Source organism: Streptomyces sp. NPDC059224 (assembly GCF_042754285.1).
Classification (GTDB): Bacteria; Actinomycetota; Actinomycetes; order Streptomycetales; family Streptomycetaceae; genus Streptomyces.
Map to the genome: position 1 here is coordinate 115,285 of NZ_JBHZAN010000031.1, position 16,410 is coordinate 131,694.

Genomic DNA, 16,410 nt, shown 5'->3' on the forward strand with positions numbered 1-16,410 from the left:
TCGTCGAGGGGGCCCGCGGTGACGGGTCGCGCGCCGTGGCGCGCGACCCGGTCCGTCCGGTCCGTGCCCCGTGGTCAGCGGAACGCGGATGCCACGAGCTCCTCTTGCTCGGCGGCGTGCCGCCGGGCGGAGCCCACGGCCGCGGCCGACGCCGCCGGCCGGCTGACGCAGCCGAGGGGACGGTCGGCCAGCCGCCGTAGCGGCGTGCTCACGAAGAGCCAGGCTCCCTGGTTCTCCGGCTCCTCCTGCACCCACCGGACCTCCGCGTCGGCGGGGAAACGGCCGAGCTCCGCGGCCAGTTCCCGCTCCGGGAAGGGGTAGAGCCGCTCCACCCGGACGATCGCGGTGTCCGACAGGCCGGCGTCGCGCCGGTGGGCGTCCAGGTCGTAGAAGACCTTGCCCGAGCACAACAGCACACGCCTGACCCGGGAGGCGTCGGCCGTGTCGTCCGGCAGGACCGCACGGAACGTGCCCGTGGTGAGCTCCGTCAGCGTGGAGACGGCCGCCTTCGACCGCAGCATCGACTTCGGGGTGAACACCACCAGCGGCCTTCTGTGCTGCGGAGCCGCGAGCGCCTGCTGCCTGAGCAGATGGAAGTAGTTGCCGGGCAGGGTGGGCACGGCGACGCTCATGTTCCCCTGCGCGCACAGTTGCAGGAAGCGCTCGATCCTGCCGGAGGAGTGGTCCGGGCCCTGCCCCTCCAGTCCGTGCGGCAGCAGCAGGGTCACCCCGGAACGCTGCCCCCACTTCTGCTCGGACGACGCGATGTACTCGTCCACGACGGTCTGGGCACCGTCGGCGAAGTCGCCGAACTGGGCCTCCCACAGCACCAGGGCTTCGGGCCGGGCCAGCGAGTAGCCGTACTCGAAGCCCAGCACGGCCAGTTCGGACAGCATCGAGTCGTACGGCGTGAAGGCCGCGGCCGGCGCGCCGAGCGAGTTGAGCGGTGTGTACTCCACGCCGGTGTGCCGGTCGGTGAGCACGGCGTGCCGCTGTCCGAACGTGCCGCGGCGGGAGTCCTGCCCGGCCAGCCTTACCGGAACCCCGTCCAGCAGCAGGGAGCCGAAGGCGAGGGTCTCCGCGGTGGCCCAGTCGATGGTTCCCGCGTCCAGCATCGCGGCCCGCCTGCGCAGCTGCGGCAGCACACGCGGGTGCACGGTGAAGCCCTGCGGCAGGTCGGTCTGGGACGCGACGACGCGCCGGGCGGTCGCCTCCGTGACGGCGGTGGTCACGGCGCCCGCGGCCAGGAGCCCGGTGTCCTGCGCGGTCACGTGCTCCGGCGGGAGGCCCGCCGCCTGCGTCGGACGGGTCTCGGCGAAGGCGTGCTCAAGGCGCTCCCGGTAGTCCCGCAGGGCACCTTCCGCCTGCTGCGCGCCGATGTCGCCCCGGCGCACCAGCGCGTCGGCGTACAGCTCGCGCACCGAGGGCCTGGCGTCGATACGGTCGTACATCTCCGGCTGCGTGATGGACGGGTCGTCGACCTCGCTGTGGCCGTGGCGCCGGTAGCAGATCAGATCGATGACGACGTCCTTGTGGAAGGCCTGCCGGTAGTCGAAGGCCAACCGGGCGACGCGGACGACGGCTTCGGGATCGTCCCCGTTCACGTGCAGGATCGGGGCTTCGATGGTCCGTGCCACATCGGTGGCGTACGCGCTCGAACGGCCGTGGGCGGGCGTGGTGGTGAAGCCGAGCTGGTTGTTGATGACGAGGTGAACCGTCCCGCCGGTGTGATAGCCGGGCAGCAGCGACATGTTCAGCGTCTCGCCGACCACACCCTGACCGGCGAAGGCGGCATCTCCGTGGACGGCGACGGGCAGCACCGCGAAGGCGCCGCCGGCGTCCGGGGCGACCTCCTGCCTGGCCCGGACCACTCCCTGGGCCACCGGGCCCACGACCTCCAGATGGGAGGGGTTCGCCACGACGCAGACGCCGACGGTGCCGCCGTTCAGGGCGCGATAGGTCCCGTCCGCGCCGAGGTGGTACTTCACATCACCGGATCCCTGGACCGAGCGGATGTCCACGGCGTCCTCGAACTCGTGGAAGATCTCCCGGTAGGACTTGCCGACGATGTTGGCCAGCACATTGAGCCGCCCGCGGTGCGCCATCCCGATGACGGCTTCCTGCATTCCGTGGGCGATGGCGCGGTGCAGCAGGGCGTCAAGCAGCACGATCGCCGACTCGCCGCCTTCGAGCGAGTAACGCTTCTGGCCCACGTACTTGGTGTGCAGAAAACGCTCGAAGGCTTCCGCCGCGCCCAGCCGGTAGAGGATCTGCAGTTGTTCGGCGCGGTCCGGCGGCTTCGGGGGCGACTCGACCCGCTGCTGGACCCAGTCGCGCTCCTCGGCGCTCTGGATGTGCATGTACTGGACGCCGACGCTCCGGCAGTAGGACTCGCGGAGGACGTCCACCACCTCACGCAGGGTCATCGTCTCCCGTCCGGTGAAGTCGTCCACGACGAACGTCCGGTCCAGGTCCTGCTCATCGAGCCCGAACGCCTTCGCGTCGAGCTCCGGGGGAGTGGCCCCCTGGTGGTCGGTGAGCGGGTTCGTCTCGGCCATCAGGTGCCCGCGTACGCGGTAGGCGTGGATCAGCGCCGCGACGCGGACGGCCTTGACCGCGGCCTCCTCCGCACGGGCACTGACGGTGGCCGTCTCCTCACGGGCGGGTCCGTCCGCCGCGCGGCCGGGGGCGGCGAAGAGGTCCCGCCAGGCCCCGTCGACGGAGCCCGGGTCCCGCAGGTACCGCTCGTACTGTTCGTCGACAACCCATTCGTTGAGGCCGAATTCCAGCCCATTCGACACCGGCTGTCCGGCGCGGGATTTCGATGCCACGACGCGGATCGCCTTCTTTCCTCATTGCGTACGGCCAGGGGCGGACGCACCCGACTCGGCGCAGTAGGTCCTCCGGCACGTCCTGAGACCACGCTAGGCGGATACGGCAGCCGACCCGCACGGGTGAACGTGCCACGACGGCCGCACATCAGGACATGCGTGCGACGGCTCTCAGGGAGCGGTGCGGAAGAAATCGGCCGCGGTGAAGGCGGCGGGTACGCCGAGTTCGGCGGCGACCGAGGCGATCGCGGCCTTGCCGATCGCGAGGTCGGCCTGACCGTCGACGGTGAAATGCGGAGCGACGAAGGCGTCGTAGTGGGCCCGGACCTCGTCCGGGGTGTGGCCGCCGAGGAACGTCCGCATGTGCCGCACGGTGGTGTCCGGGTCCTCGCGGATCACCTTCAGGGCCCGTCGGTGCGCGCGCAGCACCGCGTGGACCGACGGGTCGTCCGGGTCGGTGAAGGTGGTGTCGACGGCCAGCCCCACGGTCGGGATCCGGAAGTGGTCGCCCATCCAGGCCAGCACCTGCCAGCCGTGCTCGGCGGCCACCGCCTCCGGGGCCATGGTGCTGCCGACCAGCGCCGCGTCGATCTCCCCGTCGCGCAGCAGCCGCAGGTCCATGCCGTAGTCGCCGGGTGCCCGGACGACCGTCCGGATGTCACGGTCGGGGTCGAGCCCGGCCCCGCGCAGCACGATCCGGGTGAAGCAGCCGGGGGCGGTGTGCGGGGCGTGCACCGCCAGCCGCCGCCCGGCGAGGTCGGCCAGGGAGGTCAGGCCGGGACGGGCCAGGAACCAGAACAGTGGACGGTGGGTGTTGACATGGAGCCCGACCCAGGGCGTGCCGTCGGTCAGCCGGGACAGCAGTGCCCGGCCGAGGCCGATGGTGGCGCCCCGGCGCAGCCGCTCCTCGTCCCAGGTGCAGCCGTCGCGCAGGGCGACATGGACGCCCTCGTCGGAGTAGAAGTCCTCCTGGTCGGCGATGTAGGCGACCAGTTCCTCGTGCAGGCCCCGTCCGACATAGGCCAGATCGATCGTGTACATGAGTACGCTTCCTTGATCGTTTCGTCGGCGTGTGCCCGGGACGGCGCGGTGCCGCGGGCGGGACCGCGTCAGTACATGGCCATTCCGCCGTTGACCGCGGCGGTGGTGCCGGTCATGAAGGCGTTGTCCTCGCCGGCGTAGAAGGCGACCGCCTGGGCCACGTCGGCCGGATGCGCGAGGCGGCCCATGGGGGTGGCGGCCACCTGCCGCCGCCGCGTCGCGTCGTCCAGCACGTCGGCGGTGATACGGGTCTCCACCGGTCCGGGCGAGACGACGTTGACCGTGATGCCCCGCGGGCCCAGTTCCTGGGCGAGGTACCGGGCGAACTGCTCCAGCGCCGCCTTGGACGTCCCCAGGGCGATCATGCCCTCCCGGGGCCTCCGGCTGAGGCCGGTACCCAGGTAGACGATGCGCCCCCAGCCCTGTGCGGTCATGCCGGGCAGCACCGCCTTGGTGACCGCGAACGCCGCGTGCATCTCGGCGTCGAGCTTGCCGCCCAGCTCGTCCCACGTCATGTCCTGGAACGACTTGACGGCATAGGGGATGAGCGCGTTGTGCACCAGCACGTCCACGCCGCCCCATGCCTCCCGTACCCGCTCGACCATGTCCTCGACGGCCGGCACCTCGCGGACGTCGGCCCGCACGGCCATGGCCCGGCCGCCGGCCGCCTCGACGGCGGCCACGATCTCCTCGGCCGCCTCGGTGTTGCTGAGGTAGTTGACCACCACGCGCATGCCCCGCTCGGCGAGCAACCGTGCGGTGGCCGCGCCGATCCCGCTGCTGGCACCCGTCACCAGGGCCACCCTGCCCGTCCCGGTCATGGGCGCACCTCCGTGTCGTCGTCACGGGCGGCCGGGATGGCCGCACCGTGTCGTTCGCCGCCGGCACCGGTGCCGGCGGGCCGCGTCGCCCCGTAGAGCACGGTGTCCACGGTGGCCCGCAGCAGATCCGCGGCGGTCCACTCCAGCTCCTGCGGCAGCCGGGAGGTGAACAGCCGCTCCAGCGCGCCGCGGGTGATCTCGTAGAGCAGCTCCGGAGGTGCCGGCAGCAGCCCCTGCCGGTGCCCGTACCGGAACAGTTCGTCGATGCGGCGGTAGATCACCGCGTCCACACGCTGCTCCACGTACCTGCGCACTACCGGGTCGCCGCCGCGTCCGGTGGCGAGCTGAGCCGCGCCGAGGCGCCCCAGCTCGGTGCCCGCGGCGACCAGGAACCGCTGCACCCGTACGTCGAACGGCTGCCCTTGCGCCCTCTCGGCCGCCGCGGTCAGCGTGGCCTCCACCGCCGCGAACCGCCGGTCCAGGACCGCGGCCAGCAGGCCGCGCTTGTCCGGGAAGTGGCGGTAGATCGTCTTCTTGCTCATCCCGAGCTCACGGGCGAGGGCGTCCATGCTCACGGGCGCGAGGCCCGGCGCGAAGAACAACCGGCCGGCCGCCTCGACGATCGCTTCGGCGCGCCGGCCGTCACCCTCGGAAACTTTCGAAACCACGCTGGTTTCCATGGTTTCCCATCGTCGGCACCCGTCCCGGCGCTGTCAAGACGAGGACGTCGGCGTTATTCGCCCTTTGGTGGCGCCGACCCGCCGGGATAATTCCGGCCAGGCGATGAATGCGAATTCTTTCGGGCCCGGTGACCTGTTCGAGAATTACGGGAATCCGAGGCCCGTGCCCGTACCCACGGTCCAGCGCCCCGCTCCCGTCCGGCCATCCCGCAGATGAGTGATATCGCAGCCGCCGCACGGGCCGTCGGGTCCGGGAGGGTCACGCGAACAAGGTATTCCCGCGGGATGGCCCGTCATCTTCCAGGGATTGCGTTGACGCACGTCAATTACGTGGCGACGCTTCCTGCCATCCAGGAAAAGACGCTGCAGGACCGAGGAAATCTTCATGAAGACATTCGTGCACCGGGGACAGATCACCAAGGTCGTCTTCGGCAGCGGAACGCGCAGCCGAATCCCAGAAGAGGCAGATGCTCTTGGATGCCGTCGGGTGCTCGTGCTGTGCACGCCCGACCAGACGGACCGGGCAGGACGGATGGCGGACCTGCTGGGCGCGGCCGCCGCGGGCACCTTCACCGGGGCCGCCCCGCACACACCGGTCGAGGTCACCGAGAAGGCGGTCGCGCACGCCCGGTCGGTGGCGGCCGACGCGGTGCTCGCCGTCGGCGGCGGATCGACCGTCGGCCTGGGCAAGGCGATCACCGCCCGGACGGGTCTCCCGCAGCTGGCGCTGCCCACCACCTACGCCGGGTCGGAGATGACGCCGATCCTCGGCGAGACCGAGGGCGGCAGCAAGACCACCAGGCGGCTGACGGACGTACGGCCCAGAACGGTCGTCTACGACGTGGAGCTGACGCACACACTTCCGGCGGCGGTGTCGGTGGTCAGCGGCGTCAACGCCATGGCCCACGCCGTGGAGGCCCTCTACGCACGGGACGGCGACCCGGTCGCGTTCCTGATGGCGGGTGAGGCACTCGACGCCCTCGCCCGCTCGCTGCCCCTGATCGCACGACGTCCGGACGACGTGGAGGCACGGGCCGACGCGCTGTACGGCGCCTGGCTGGCCGGCACCTGCCTGGGCACGGTCGGCATGGCCCTGCACCACAAGGTCTGCCATGTGCTGGGCGGCACCTTCGGGCTGCCGCACGCCGAGATCCACACGGTCGTCCTGCCCCACGTCGTCGCCTACAACGCCCCGGCGGCCGGGGAGGCCATGGCCCGCATCGCGCGGGCACTGCCGGGAGACGACCCCGCCGACGCCCTGTTCGACCTCGCGGGGCGCCTCGGCGCACCCAGGGCCCTGCGGGACCTCGGGATGCCCGAGTCGGGGATCGAGCGGGCGGCCGAACTCGTCGTGCGCGACGGCTACTGGAATCCGCGGCCCGTGGAACGGAGAGCGGTGACCGCGCTCCTGACCCGGGCCTGGGCCGGCGAGAGGCCCTGAACACCACCGCAGCACCCACGTCCCCGGCCGACTCCGTCGGCGAACACCCCCTCACCACAGGAGCACGCCATGCGTGATCTGACCAGCGACACCATCACCGAGGCCGTGATCTCGACCATGCGGGACACCCAGGACCCCCGCCTCGCGGAGATCCTGCGCTCACTGGTCCGGCACCTCCACGCCTTCGTCCGTGACGTCGGACCGACCGAGGAGGAATGGGCCGCGGGAGTGGCCTATCTGACGCGTACCGGGCACATGTGCACACCGACGCGCCAGGAGTTCATCCTGCTCTCCGACGTGCTGGGCGTCACCATGCTCGTCGACGCCCTGAGCGTCCGACGCTCCGCCGAAGCCACCCAGAACAGCGTTCTGGGCCCCTACTTCCGCGAGGACCGGCCGCGGCACTCCGACGCCGCGGACATCTCCGGCGGCCTGCCCGGCACCCCGCTCTTCTTCGAGGGACGGGTCGTGGACCGCGAGGGGACACCGGTGCCCGGCGCCGGCGTGGACGTCTGGCACAGCGACGCGGACGGCCACTACGACATGGAGGTGCCCGGCAGATCCGACCCGGCCATGCGGGCACGGTTCCGGACCGACGAGAGGGGGCACTTCGCCTTCCGCTCCATCCGGCCGGCCGGCTACCCGATCCCCGGTGACGGCCCGGTCGGTGAACTCATGAGGGCCACCGGCAGGTCGCTGATGCGTCCCGCCCACCTGCACCTGCTGATCGAGGCCATGGGATTCCAGCGCGTGACCACCATGCTCTTCCCCTCCGACGACCCGCACCTCGACACGGACCCGGTGTTCGGGGTCAAGCAGTCACTGCTGGAGTCCTACGACACCTACGAGCCCGGCACCGGTCCCCGCCGCGGCCTGACCGACGTGCCGTACACCCTGCTGCGCCGCACCTTCGTCCTCGAAGCCCTCCCCGCGGACTGACCGCACACCGACATCCACCCCCGACCGACACGGAGGCTCCGATGACCGAAATCCTCGACACCGCAGTAGATTTCCGGGCCACGATGGGCCGGCTCGTCACGGGTGTCAGCGTGATCACCACACGCTCCGGAAACACACCCATAGGCATGACCGCGAGTGCCGTCTCCGCGCTCTCCCTGGACCCGCTCCAACTCCTCGTGTGCATCGGCAACCACCTGTACACGCGGACCGCGATCGCGGAGCACGGCCGGTTCGCGGTCAACGTGCTCGGCGAGGACGGCGAAGCCCTGGCGCGGAACTTCGCCGCCTCCAAGCCGGACAAGTTCGCGGGCGTCGAGACCCTCGACGACCACGGTGTGCCGGTGCTGAAGGACGCCATCGCGGCCGTCGTCTGCGACGTCGCCGAGGCGCTCCCCGGTGGCGATCACACCATCTTCGTCGGCGCCGTGCGCCACTGCGCGCACCGCGTGGACTGCCGGCCGCTGGTGCACTTCGCCGGCGGCTTCGGCGCGCTCAGGGCCTCGCGCTAGGCCGCGGCGGCGACCGCGGTCCATGGACCCTGCGACGCCCCCGACGTCCGTGGCTCTCGCGGGAGAGCCACGGACGTCGGGGGCACCCGCCCGTTCCGACCCACTCCAGGGGAAGTGACATGACCAGCTCCGTGCCGGCCTTCAAACTGCGCCCTCCGGCCCAGCCCCCGCATCTGCTGACGCGCCCGCGGCTGCTGCACCGGCTCGACGCGGCGACGGAGCCCGTGGTGGTGGTCTCCGCCCCGGCCGGTGCCGGAAAGACGGTGCTGCTGACCGAGTGGTGGCGGGACCGGGACCCGGCGGCCCGCGGCGCGTGCGCCTGGCTCAGCCTGGACGGCTACGACAACGCCCCGGAACGGCTCTGGTCGGGCATCATGGGTGCGCTGCACCAGGTACGGGCGGACCTGCCCGTCCGCCTCGACGAGGGCGGGTGGACGGCCGGCTCGTGGCTGGACGAGACCCTCCCCGCCCTCCTGACGGCGGTGGGCACGGCGGCACCGCTCACCCTGGTCCTCGACGGACTGGAGACCGTCACGGACGCCGACGCGCAGCGCACCCTCGGGGACTTCCTGACCCGGCTGCCGCACGGTTTCCGTGTCGTCCTGTCCACCCGGCACCTTCCCGGCGGCCCCCTTCCGGCCCTGCGCGCCCGTGGCCTGGTCGCCGAACTCGACCTGCACGACCTGGCCTTCACTCCTGAGGAGGCACGGTCGGTGCTCACCGCTCTGCTCGGATCCGCCCCCACCGCGGCCGACTCGCGCGCACTGTACGAGGCCACCGAGGGATGGACCGCCGGACTGTGCATCCTGGGGCGCGCCCTGGCCCGCGCCGGCGACGCGGCCGGCGTCGAGGGACGCAGGGCCCGCGGCGGGCGGGCGGTCACCGAGTACCTGGCCACCGAGGTCCTCGACCGGCTCACCACCGAACAGCGCCGGTTCCTGATCCGCACCAGTGTGCTCGACGAACTCGGTGCCGGACCGTGCCAGGCCCTCGCCGGCGACCGGGCGGGCGTCCTGCTGCGTGAACTCGCCCGGACCGTGCAGATGCTGGTGCCCGTCGCCACGGAGGCGTCGGCGTACCGCCACCACCCGGCACTGGCCGCGCTGCTCCTCGACGTCCTCGCGTCCGAGGGCGCGGACACCGTCGCGGCCCTGCACCGGTCGGCGGCTCAGTGGTACGCACGGCAGGGGCGCACGACCGAGGCCGTGCGGCACTGGACACGGAGCGGAGACGAGCCGGCGGCCGTCGCGGCGGTGCTCGACGGGTGGGAGAAGGAGATCTCGGCGGGCCACGGGGCGCGCGTCTCGCGGTGGCTTGACCTGCTGCCGCGCCGCACGGTGACCGCCGACGCGCGCCTGTGCGTCGTGGCGGCGATGACGGCCCTGGCCGCGGGCACACCGGCGACGGCCATCCGCTGGCTGGACGTTGCCCTGCTACGGGAGACGGAAGCCGAGGCCGTAGGGGAGGGCGGCACGGTCGGCGAGGCGGCCGCCGTCGCCCGCGCGGTGGCCTGCTGTCTGACGGGACAGGTACTGACCGCCGGCCGGCTCGGCGAGTCGGCCGTCACCGGCACCCGGCCGCTGACCTCCTGGCGTGCCCTGGCCGGTACCGCCCGTGGCGCCGCGCTCCTGTGGACCGGCCGGTACGAGGACGCGGAGGCGCTGCTCGGCGAGGCGACCCGTGACGCCCACGCCGCCGGACACGGCCTGGCCCTCGTCCGCGCCCTGGGGCTGCGGGCCCTGGGCGCCCTGCTGGCCGGGCGTCGTGAACGGGCCGCGGTCCTCGGTGACGAGGCACTCCAGGAGATCGCGTCAGCCGGTCTGGACCGGCACCTCGTCTCGGTGCCCGCCTACGTCGGCCGGGCCGGCCTGCTGCTCGAGGAGGCACGCCTCGACGAGGCCGCCCGGGCGCTGTCCGATGCGGAAGCGGTGCTGGCGGACTCGTCCCGGACGGCGAGCGAACCCCACATACGCGCGCTGTGCCACCTCACACGGACGCGCCTGGAGAGCGCACGGCACGACACGCACGCCGCGCGCGGCGCCCGGGAGGCGGCCGAGCGGGAGGCGGCCGGATGCGAGTCGCCCGGCATCCTGGCGGACCTGCTCGGCCGGGCCGCCGGGGAGCCGGCGGTCGTACCGTTCGGTCCCCGGCCCCAGGACCTCTCGCTGGGGGAGCGGCGAGTACTGCGTGCCCTGTCCGGCTCGCTGACCCTGCGTGAGATCGCCTCCGAGCTGTACGTGTCCCACAACACCGTCAAGACACAGGTACGCGCGATCTTCCGCAAGCTCGACGCCCACGACAGGAGCGAGGCCGTCACCAGGGCCCGCGAATGCGGTGTGCTGTGACCCGCTTCGACGACTGCGGGGGAGACCCTGACCGAGGCCCGCCGGGTGTCCGGCCCGGCGGGCGGATCGTGCTAGACCTCCTGGCGTGGGGCGTCCTGGTGCCGGGCGTAGCTCGCCTGGGCCCGGTACGCGGACTCCCCCTCGTCGCTCACGCTGTCGATACCGCAGACCTTGCGCGCGAGGTCCGCCATGGCACCGCTCGGGGACATCTCGGCGCGCTTCATGGTGAGCGTACGGATGGCCAGCAGGGGCGTGCCGTTGAAGTTCTCGAAGACGCCGATGCGGTCGCCCCAGTCGGACAGGAACATGTCGCGGATGACACGGCTGATCTTCAGCCGGTCGTGCGGCCGCCCGACCGGTCCCGTCTGCAGGGCCTCCAGCCACGGCCTGAGTTCGGGCCGCTGCCACTGCCCCTCGGTGGGGTAGATGAGCGCGGCCCGGCCGGCCAGGTCGATGAGCTCGTGCACCATGTCGGTGATGTGCTCGATGTAGTACGCCCGCCCGAAGTCGAACATCAGGACGTTCGGTTTGAAGGTGCCGCCGGGCGTGTGGAACCCCTGGGCCTCCGAACCCACCACGTGCGCCTTGAGCGACTGGTGGAAACCGGCGAACCTGGCTATCCGGGCCTGGACCGGCGGCAGCTGGTAGGTGCCGATGTGCTCGGTGATCAGCAGAGCCAGACCGAGCATCAGCTCGGCCTTGACCGTCGCCCGTACCAGCGAGTGGTAGTGCAGCCAGTCGAAGACGCGCTGCGGGTACAGCGCCGCGTGCTGCGGATTGCCGATGTGGAAGACCCGGTTCCAGGGGATGAGCACATCCTCGAACACGATGATGCTGTCGAGCTCGTCGCCCTGGGAGGCGAGCGGGTGCTCCACGTCCTCGCCGTCGCGGACGTTGCTCTCGCGGCAGATGACGGTGACCCCGGGGGTGCTGGGCTTCACCGCCCCGTAGATGATCTGCTCCGCGACGATGCCGGGCCGGTAGAAGACACCGATGTGGATCCAGTCGCCGAAGGCCGCGCCGGTGCTGATCGCCTTGACACCCCGTACGGTGATGCCCTCGTCCGAGGTGGCGACCACCCTCAGGGCGGGGGACTCGGCCTGGGCGGAGTCACGTGAGCGGTCCGCCTGCGGGTCGACGAAGGCCGGCGTCGCGTTGAGGTCGCCGTCGCGCACCTCGTCCCAGAAGTCGAGGAGCCCCTTGGTGAGGTCCCGTCCGTCGGTCCCGACGGACTGGCTGCTCCAGGGCTCCGGGTCGTCGACGTAGGCCAGCAGGACGTAGTTGTTCACGTCCGGTGTGCGTGGCACGGCCCCGCCGCCCATTTCGCGCTGCACCGTCTCCAGGTACTCCCGCTTGCGCCGCAGATCGTCCGCGGAGCGGTGCTGGAACCAGGTCATGGACCGCCGTACGCCGTCCTCGTCCACGAACGTCATGACGTCCTGGAGGTCCGGGCGGTGGTGAAGGTCGTAGAAGGCCGCGAGACTCCGGGCGTACGCCCGGGTCTTCGGGTGCGTGGCCACGTTGTCGACGAGTTCGTCGCCCACCCACACCGTGCGGCCGTCGTTCAGCGCCGCCAGGTACTCCTTGCCTGTACGCACGTCGTACTCCTCTCCAGGGGCATGAGATCCGGATGGCACGCAGCATGCGTCCGGAGGGGGTGAGCCGACGGCGCGGCAGAGGCTTTCACCCGGGTGAAAGCGGTGGTCACCGCGGCACCGGCGTTGAGGCCCGATGTGACCGTGCGCCATGCTTTTCCCATGCACAGCACAGACCCCGCGGGCGACGAGGCCGGTGGGCGCGGGAACCGGGCCATGACCGGGCCGCGCCTGCGGGGACGGGACCGTGAGATCTCGGCGGCCCGTGCGGCACTGGACGTGGCCCGCGGCGGACGGGGCGCCTGCGTCGTCGTGGAGGGCACGGCCGGCGTCGGCAAGAGCCGGTTCCTCGCCGAGCTGGACGGGATGGCACGGCGATCCGGGTACGACGTCGTCTCGGTACGGGCCGACGAACTCGACCAGTACGCGGCGGGAGCCGCCCTGCAGTCCGCCCTGCAGCCTTCCGACGGATCCCACCGGGCTCCCGCGGCCGCGGACGACCAGCGGCTCCTGCTCCTGGACTCCATCGCGGACGCCCTGGAGGAGCGGGCCCAGCGCGCACCGGTGGCCGTCCTCGTGGACGACGCCCAGTGGGCCGATCCGGCCACGCTCTTCGTGCTGCGCACTCTGCCGGGGCGACTGGCGGCAGCACGGATTCTGTGGGTGCTGGCGGTACGGTCGGACGCCGAGCGGCCGATCGTGGCCAGGGTCCGGGAGGACCTCGAACGTCTCGGCGCCCGGTGGCTCACCCTGGGCCCCCTGCCGCAGCGGGAACTCCAGCACATCGCGTCCGACGTCCTCGGGACGACACCGTCACCCGGGCTGGCCCGGCTTCTGCGCGGCGTCGCGGGCAACCCGTTTCTCGCCATCGAGCTGGTACGCGGCTTCGCCGACTCCGACGTCGCCGGGATGGAGCCGGGCGAGACCGGCCTTTCGCGGGACGGCATTCCGGTCTCCTTCCGCCGCGGTGTCGCCGCGCGGATAGACCGGCTCCCCGACGACGCCGTGCACCTGCTCCAGATCGGCTCCGTCCTCGGCCGTGAATTCGACCTCGGCACCGCCGCCCGGATGATGGGCAGACAGGTCGGCAGCCTGCTGTCCGGCGTCGACACGGCCCTGAACGCCGGACTGCTCTCGGGCGACGGCCCGCGGCTGGCCTTCCGCCACGACCTCACCCGGCAGGCGGTCCACGACAACCTGCCGCTCGCGGTCCGGACCGCCCTGCACCGGGAGGCGGCCGACAGCCTGCGCGCCGTCGGGGCACGCCCCGCGGAGGTGGCCTGGCACGTCGTGATGTCGGGCGGCCCGGTCGACGACCAGGCCGTGTCCACGCTGACCACCGCCGTACGGGACATGTCGTCCTCGGCGCCCGACGCGGCGGCGGACCTGGCCCGGCGGATCGCGGGCCTGCTGCCCCGGCACGACCCGCGCCGTATCGCGCTGCTGACCGACGCCGTCGAGTACCTGGGCCGCACCCGCCGGCTCCACGAGGCGCTGGACCTGGTCGACGCGTCGCTGCCGGAAGGCCTCCAGCCGTCGCAGGAGGCACGGTTGCGGCTGGCGGCCGCCGAGATCCACCAGGCCGCGGGTGACGACGCCGCGGCGATGACCCATCTGGAGACGGCCCTCGATCTGCCCGGGCTGCCGTCCGACCTGCGGGTCCGGCTGCTGAAGACGAAGGCCACGGGCCACGTCTACCTGGGAGACATCGCCGCCGCCGAGCGGACCGGGACCGGGCTGGTCGAGGCCTCCCACGGCAGCGACGACCCGGCCGTCGTGGTCAGCGCCCTGGTCTTCCAGTCCCAGACCTGCTTCTACCGCGGCCGGCTGGCCCGCGCCCTCGAACTCGCCGAGGAGGCCACCCGGCGCGCCGGCACCGTGCCCGTCGCGCTCTATCTGCGGCCCCCGCGGATCGCGGCGCTGTGGCTGGCCACCGTCCTGACCGTCACCGACCGCCCGGCCGACGCCCAGCAGGTCCTGCGGGAAGGACAGCGCGACGCGGAGGCGCTGGGCCTGGGCTGGTCACTGCCCCACTGGCACGCCGCCCGCGCCTGCGCGCTCCTCGAACAGGGAGCCCTGGACGACGCGGCCGTGGAGGCCGAGGCCAGCCTGGCGGTGGCGGGCGAGCTGGAGATCACCCTCCCGGATCCGCAGTCCCGCGCGGTCCTGGCACTCGTGGAGACCAGACGCGGTGACCTCGCCAGGGCCAGGGACCATCTCGGCGCGGCCGGTGCCGCCACCCGAACCCGGCGGTACGGTCCCTGGGTGTCCCTGGCGCGCGCCTGTCTGGCGGACGCCGAGGGTGACCACGGCGTGGCCGCTGCGGTAATGGCGGAGGCCTTCGTGAGCCGGGAACCGGCGCGCCTGCTGGTCCTGCCCCCGTCCCACTGGCCCGGGATCGTGCGCACGGCGCTCCGCGGGGGGAACCCGTCCCTCGCCCACGCCGTGTCGCAGACCCTGCACGGTCTGGCCGCGCAGGAGGGGAGCCGGCAGGTCGTCGGGGCCGTCCGCGCCCACGTGGACGGCCTGCTGCACCACGACGCCGGCGCGCTGGAGTCCGCCGTCGCCGGCTACCGGAACACCGGCAGACCGCTGGCCCTCGCCGCGGCCTGCGAGGACCTGGCCGAACTGACGGCCGCGGCGGGCGACACGGCGTCCGCGGTCCCGTACTTCGAGGAAGCCGGCCGCCTGACGTCCGCCTCGGGGGCCGGCCGCGACCAGGAACGGATCAGGGGGCGCCTGCGGCGGCTCGGCGTCCGTACCGCACCGGTACGGACCCACACGACCGGCCCTCCGGGGTGGGAGGACCTGACCGAGTCGGAGCGGAAACTCGTCCCGCTGGTCGTCGAGGGCCTCACCAACCGGGCCGTCGCCGACCGGCTCTACGTGTCCGTACACACCGTCAACACCCATATGAAGCACATCTTCGCCAAACTCGGCATCAACTCCCGCGTCGAGCTGACCCGGCTGGCGATCGAACGGGGCACCGGCGCCGAGGTGGCCGGGCGACCGGGAGCACCGGCCGCGGAGCCCGTCGGCGGAGATCCCCTGCATGGGTGATGCCGTGCGTGCCCGCCCGGTCGACACTGGTGGTGGCGGTGGCGGTCGCCCCGCCGGAATCGGGAGGGCGTCGCACGATGAGCGTCACGGATGTTGCCCCGGGAGAGATGCCGGGCGCACCGGAACCCGGTGCTGCCGAGGGCGAGCCGGACCGGACGGTCGCGTACGGACTGGGACCCTGGCTCTCGGCATGGCTGGCGGCCGGCCCGGACAACGGCGGCGAAGAGACGGAAGGGAAGTAGGACGCGCCGCGCGGCGGAGCCCCCCTCACTCGGGTGTGTCAACTCCGGTGCGCACGGCGGCATTCGCCTCGCAACCACCGGGCGCACGGGCCGCACAGCAGTGTTTCGATCGTGTCCCACGCCATGCCCACATCCTGGTGTGCACGCCGGCGTGCGATGTCGGCCGGGCGGCGGAGCTCGACCGGATCGGCGCCGCGATGGGCGGAAACCGGCTGGTCACGCTCAGCGGGCCGGGCGGGGTCGGCAAGACCCGGCTCGCCCGGCGCGCCGTGTCCTCGGTGAACAGGCCCGGCGGGCGGCACTGGAACTCCGCGACGCCTGCACGACGTTGGACGAGCGCTGGACGCCCTCCTACGCCGAACACCAGCCGGCCCTCATCCGCTTCCCGGAGCGGCAGGCGCACGACGCCACGCCTTCGGCGCGGCGGCCGGCTTCCGGCGGACGGTCGGTCATCCGCCGTGCGGCACACCGGAGATGGCGTCGCTGCGCGACAAGTGTGAGGACCGGCTGGTGCGTTCCCCCGGGAAACGGCGGTACGAGCGGACCTTCCGGCGGGCCGCCACGAGCGACGCCCGGTCACTGGTGGCGTGGGGAGCGAGTGGAGGACCCGCCCCAGGGGAGTGAACCGGCCGTCCTCGACCGTGTCCTCCCGCCCCATTGTGTTGAACCTTGTGGCCCCCTACTGTTCGGCTTTGCCTGAGTCTGTTCGATGGTGATTGCTCAGGCGGATGGAGGCCGCAGTGCGGGGTAATGGGATCCGTTCAGAGGCCGCGAGACCCGTTCGCCGTCGGTGGCGGCGGGCGCTCCTCGCGGCGGCCGCGACCATCGCGCTGGCCGTGGGCGTGACCGCGCCCGCCGCCGCGGCGCGGGACGCCGGCCGGCAGC

At 72.6% G+C, this 16,410-nt stretch carries 10 protein-coding genes; 5 read left to right on the plus strand and 5 right to left on the minus strand.

The features are described 5' to 3' along the window. Nucleotides 1–74: 74 nt before the first annotated feature. The 4 genes from ACFXI4_RS31850 to ACFXI4_RS31865 form a co-directional block, all read right to left on the minus strand. The gene (locus ACFXI4_RS31850) at nt 75–2,831 is read right to left on the minus strand and encodes a multifunctional oxoglutarate decarboxylase/oxoglutarate dehydrogenase thiamine pyrophosphate-binding subunit/dihydrolipoyllysine-residue succinyltransferase subunit (RefSeq protein ID WP_384997417.1); all 2,757 of its coding nucleotides are present in this window, start codon (nt 2,829–2,831) and stop codon (nt 75–77) included. A gap of 171 nt (nt 2,832–3,002) precedes the next feature. Further along, complete coding sequence (locus ACFXI4_RS31855; RefSeq protein WP_384997419.1) at nt 3,003–3,872, minus strand: ABC transporter substrate-binding protein; 870 nt, start codon at nt 3,870–3,872, stop codon at nt 3,003–3,005. Nucleotides 3,873–3,940: 68 nt separating this feature from the next. Beyond that, nucleotides 3,941–4,693: an SDR family NAD(P)-dependent oxidoreductase gene (locus ACFXI4_RS31860; RefSeq protein WP_384997421.1), complete on the minus strand. Its 753-nt coding sequence runs from the start codon at nt 4,691–4,693 to the stop codon at nt 3,941–3,943. Beyond that, entirely contained in the window at nt 4,690–5,361 is a 672-nt protein-coding gene (locus ACFXI4_RS31865; RefSeq protein WP_384997423.1) for a TetR/AcrR family transcriptional regulator, read from the minus strand. Before ACFXI4_RS31865 ends, ACFXI4_RS31860 begins: the two co-directional genes overlap by 4 nt. Before the next feature lie 397 nt (nt 5,362–5,758). On the opposite strand from ACFXI4_RS31865, the gene ACFXI4_RS31870 reads away from it, so the two are divergent. The 4 genes from ACFXI4_RS31870 (at nt 5,759) to ACFXI4_RS31885 (ending at nt 10,628) form a co-directional block, all read left to right on the plus strand. Further along, nucleotides 5,759–6,814, plus strand: coding sequence for a maleylacetate reductase (locus ACFXI4_RS31870; protein WP_384997425.1), 1,056 nt, complete (start codon nt 5,759–5,761; stop codon nt 6,812–6,814). A 69-nt stretch (nt 6,815–6,883) separates the two neighbouring features. Beyond that, nucleotides 6,884–7,753, plus strand: coding sequence for a dioxygenase (locus ACFXI4_RS31875; RefSeq protein ID WP_384997427.1), 870 nt, complete (start codon nt 6,884–6,886; stop codon nt 7,751–7,753). Between the two features lie 41 nt (nt 7,754–7,794). Further along, a complete protein-coding gene (locus ACFXI4_RS31880; RefSeq protein WP_384997428.1) occupies nt 7,795–8,283 on the plus strand; it encodes a flavin reductase family protein in 489 nt (162 codons plus the stop codon). Between the two features lie 119 nt (nt 8,284–8,402). Further along, entirely contained in the window at nt 8,403–10,628 is a 2,226-nt protein-coding gene (locus ACFXI4_RS31885; RefSeq protein ID WP_384997430.1) for a LuxR C-terminal-related transcriptional regulator, read from the plus strand. Between the two features lie 71 nt (nt 10,629–10,699). Here the strand turns inward: ACFXI4_RS31885 and ACFXI4_RS31890 are convergent, their stop codons facing one another. Next, nucleotides 10,700–12,226: a 4-hydroxyphenylacetate 3-hydroxylase N-terminal domain-containing protein gene (locus tag ACFXI4_RS31890; RefSeq protein ID WP_362713133.1), complete on the minus strand. Its 1,527-nt coding sequence runs from the start codon at nt 12,224–12,226 to the stop codon at nt 10,700–10,702. Nucleotides 12,227–12,385: 159 nt separating this feature from the next. On the opposite strand from ACFXI4_RS31890, the gene ACFXI4_RS31895 reads away from it, so the two are divergent. Continuing rightward, nucleotides 12,386–15,283 carry a helix-turn-helix transcriptional regulator gene (locus ACFXI4_RS31895; protein WP_384997432.1) on the plus strand — a complete coding sequence of 966 codons (2,898 nt, stop codon included), beginning with the start codon at nt 12,386–12,388 and terminating at the stop codon, nt 15,281–15,283. Nucleotides 15,284–16,410 lie beyond the last annotated feature (1,127 nt).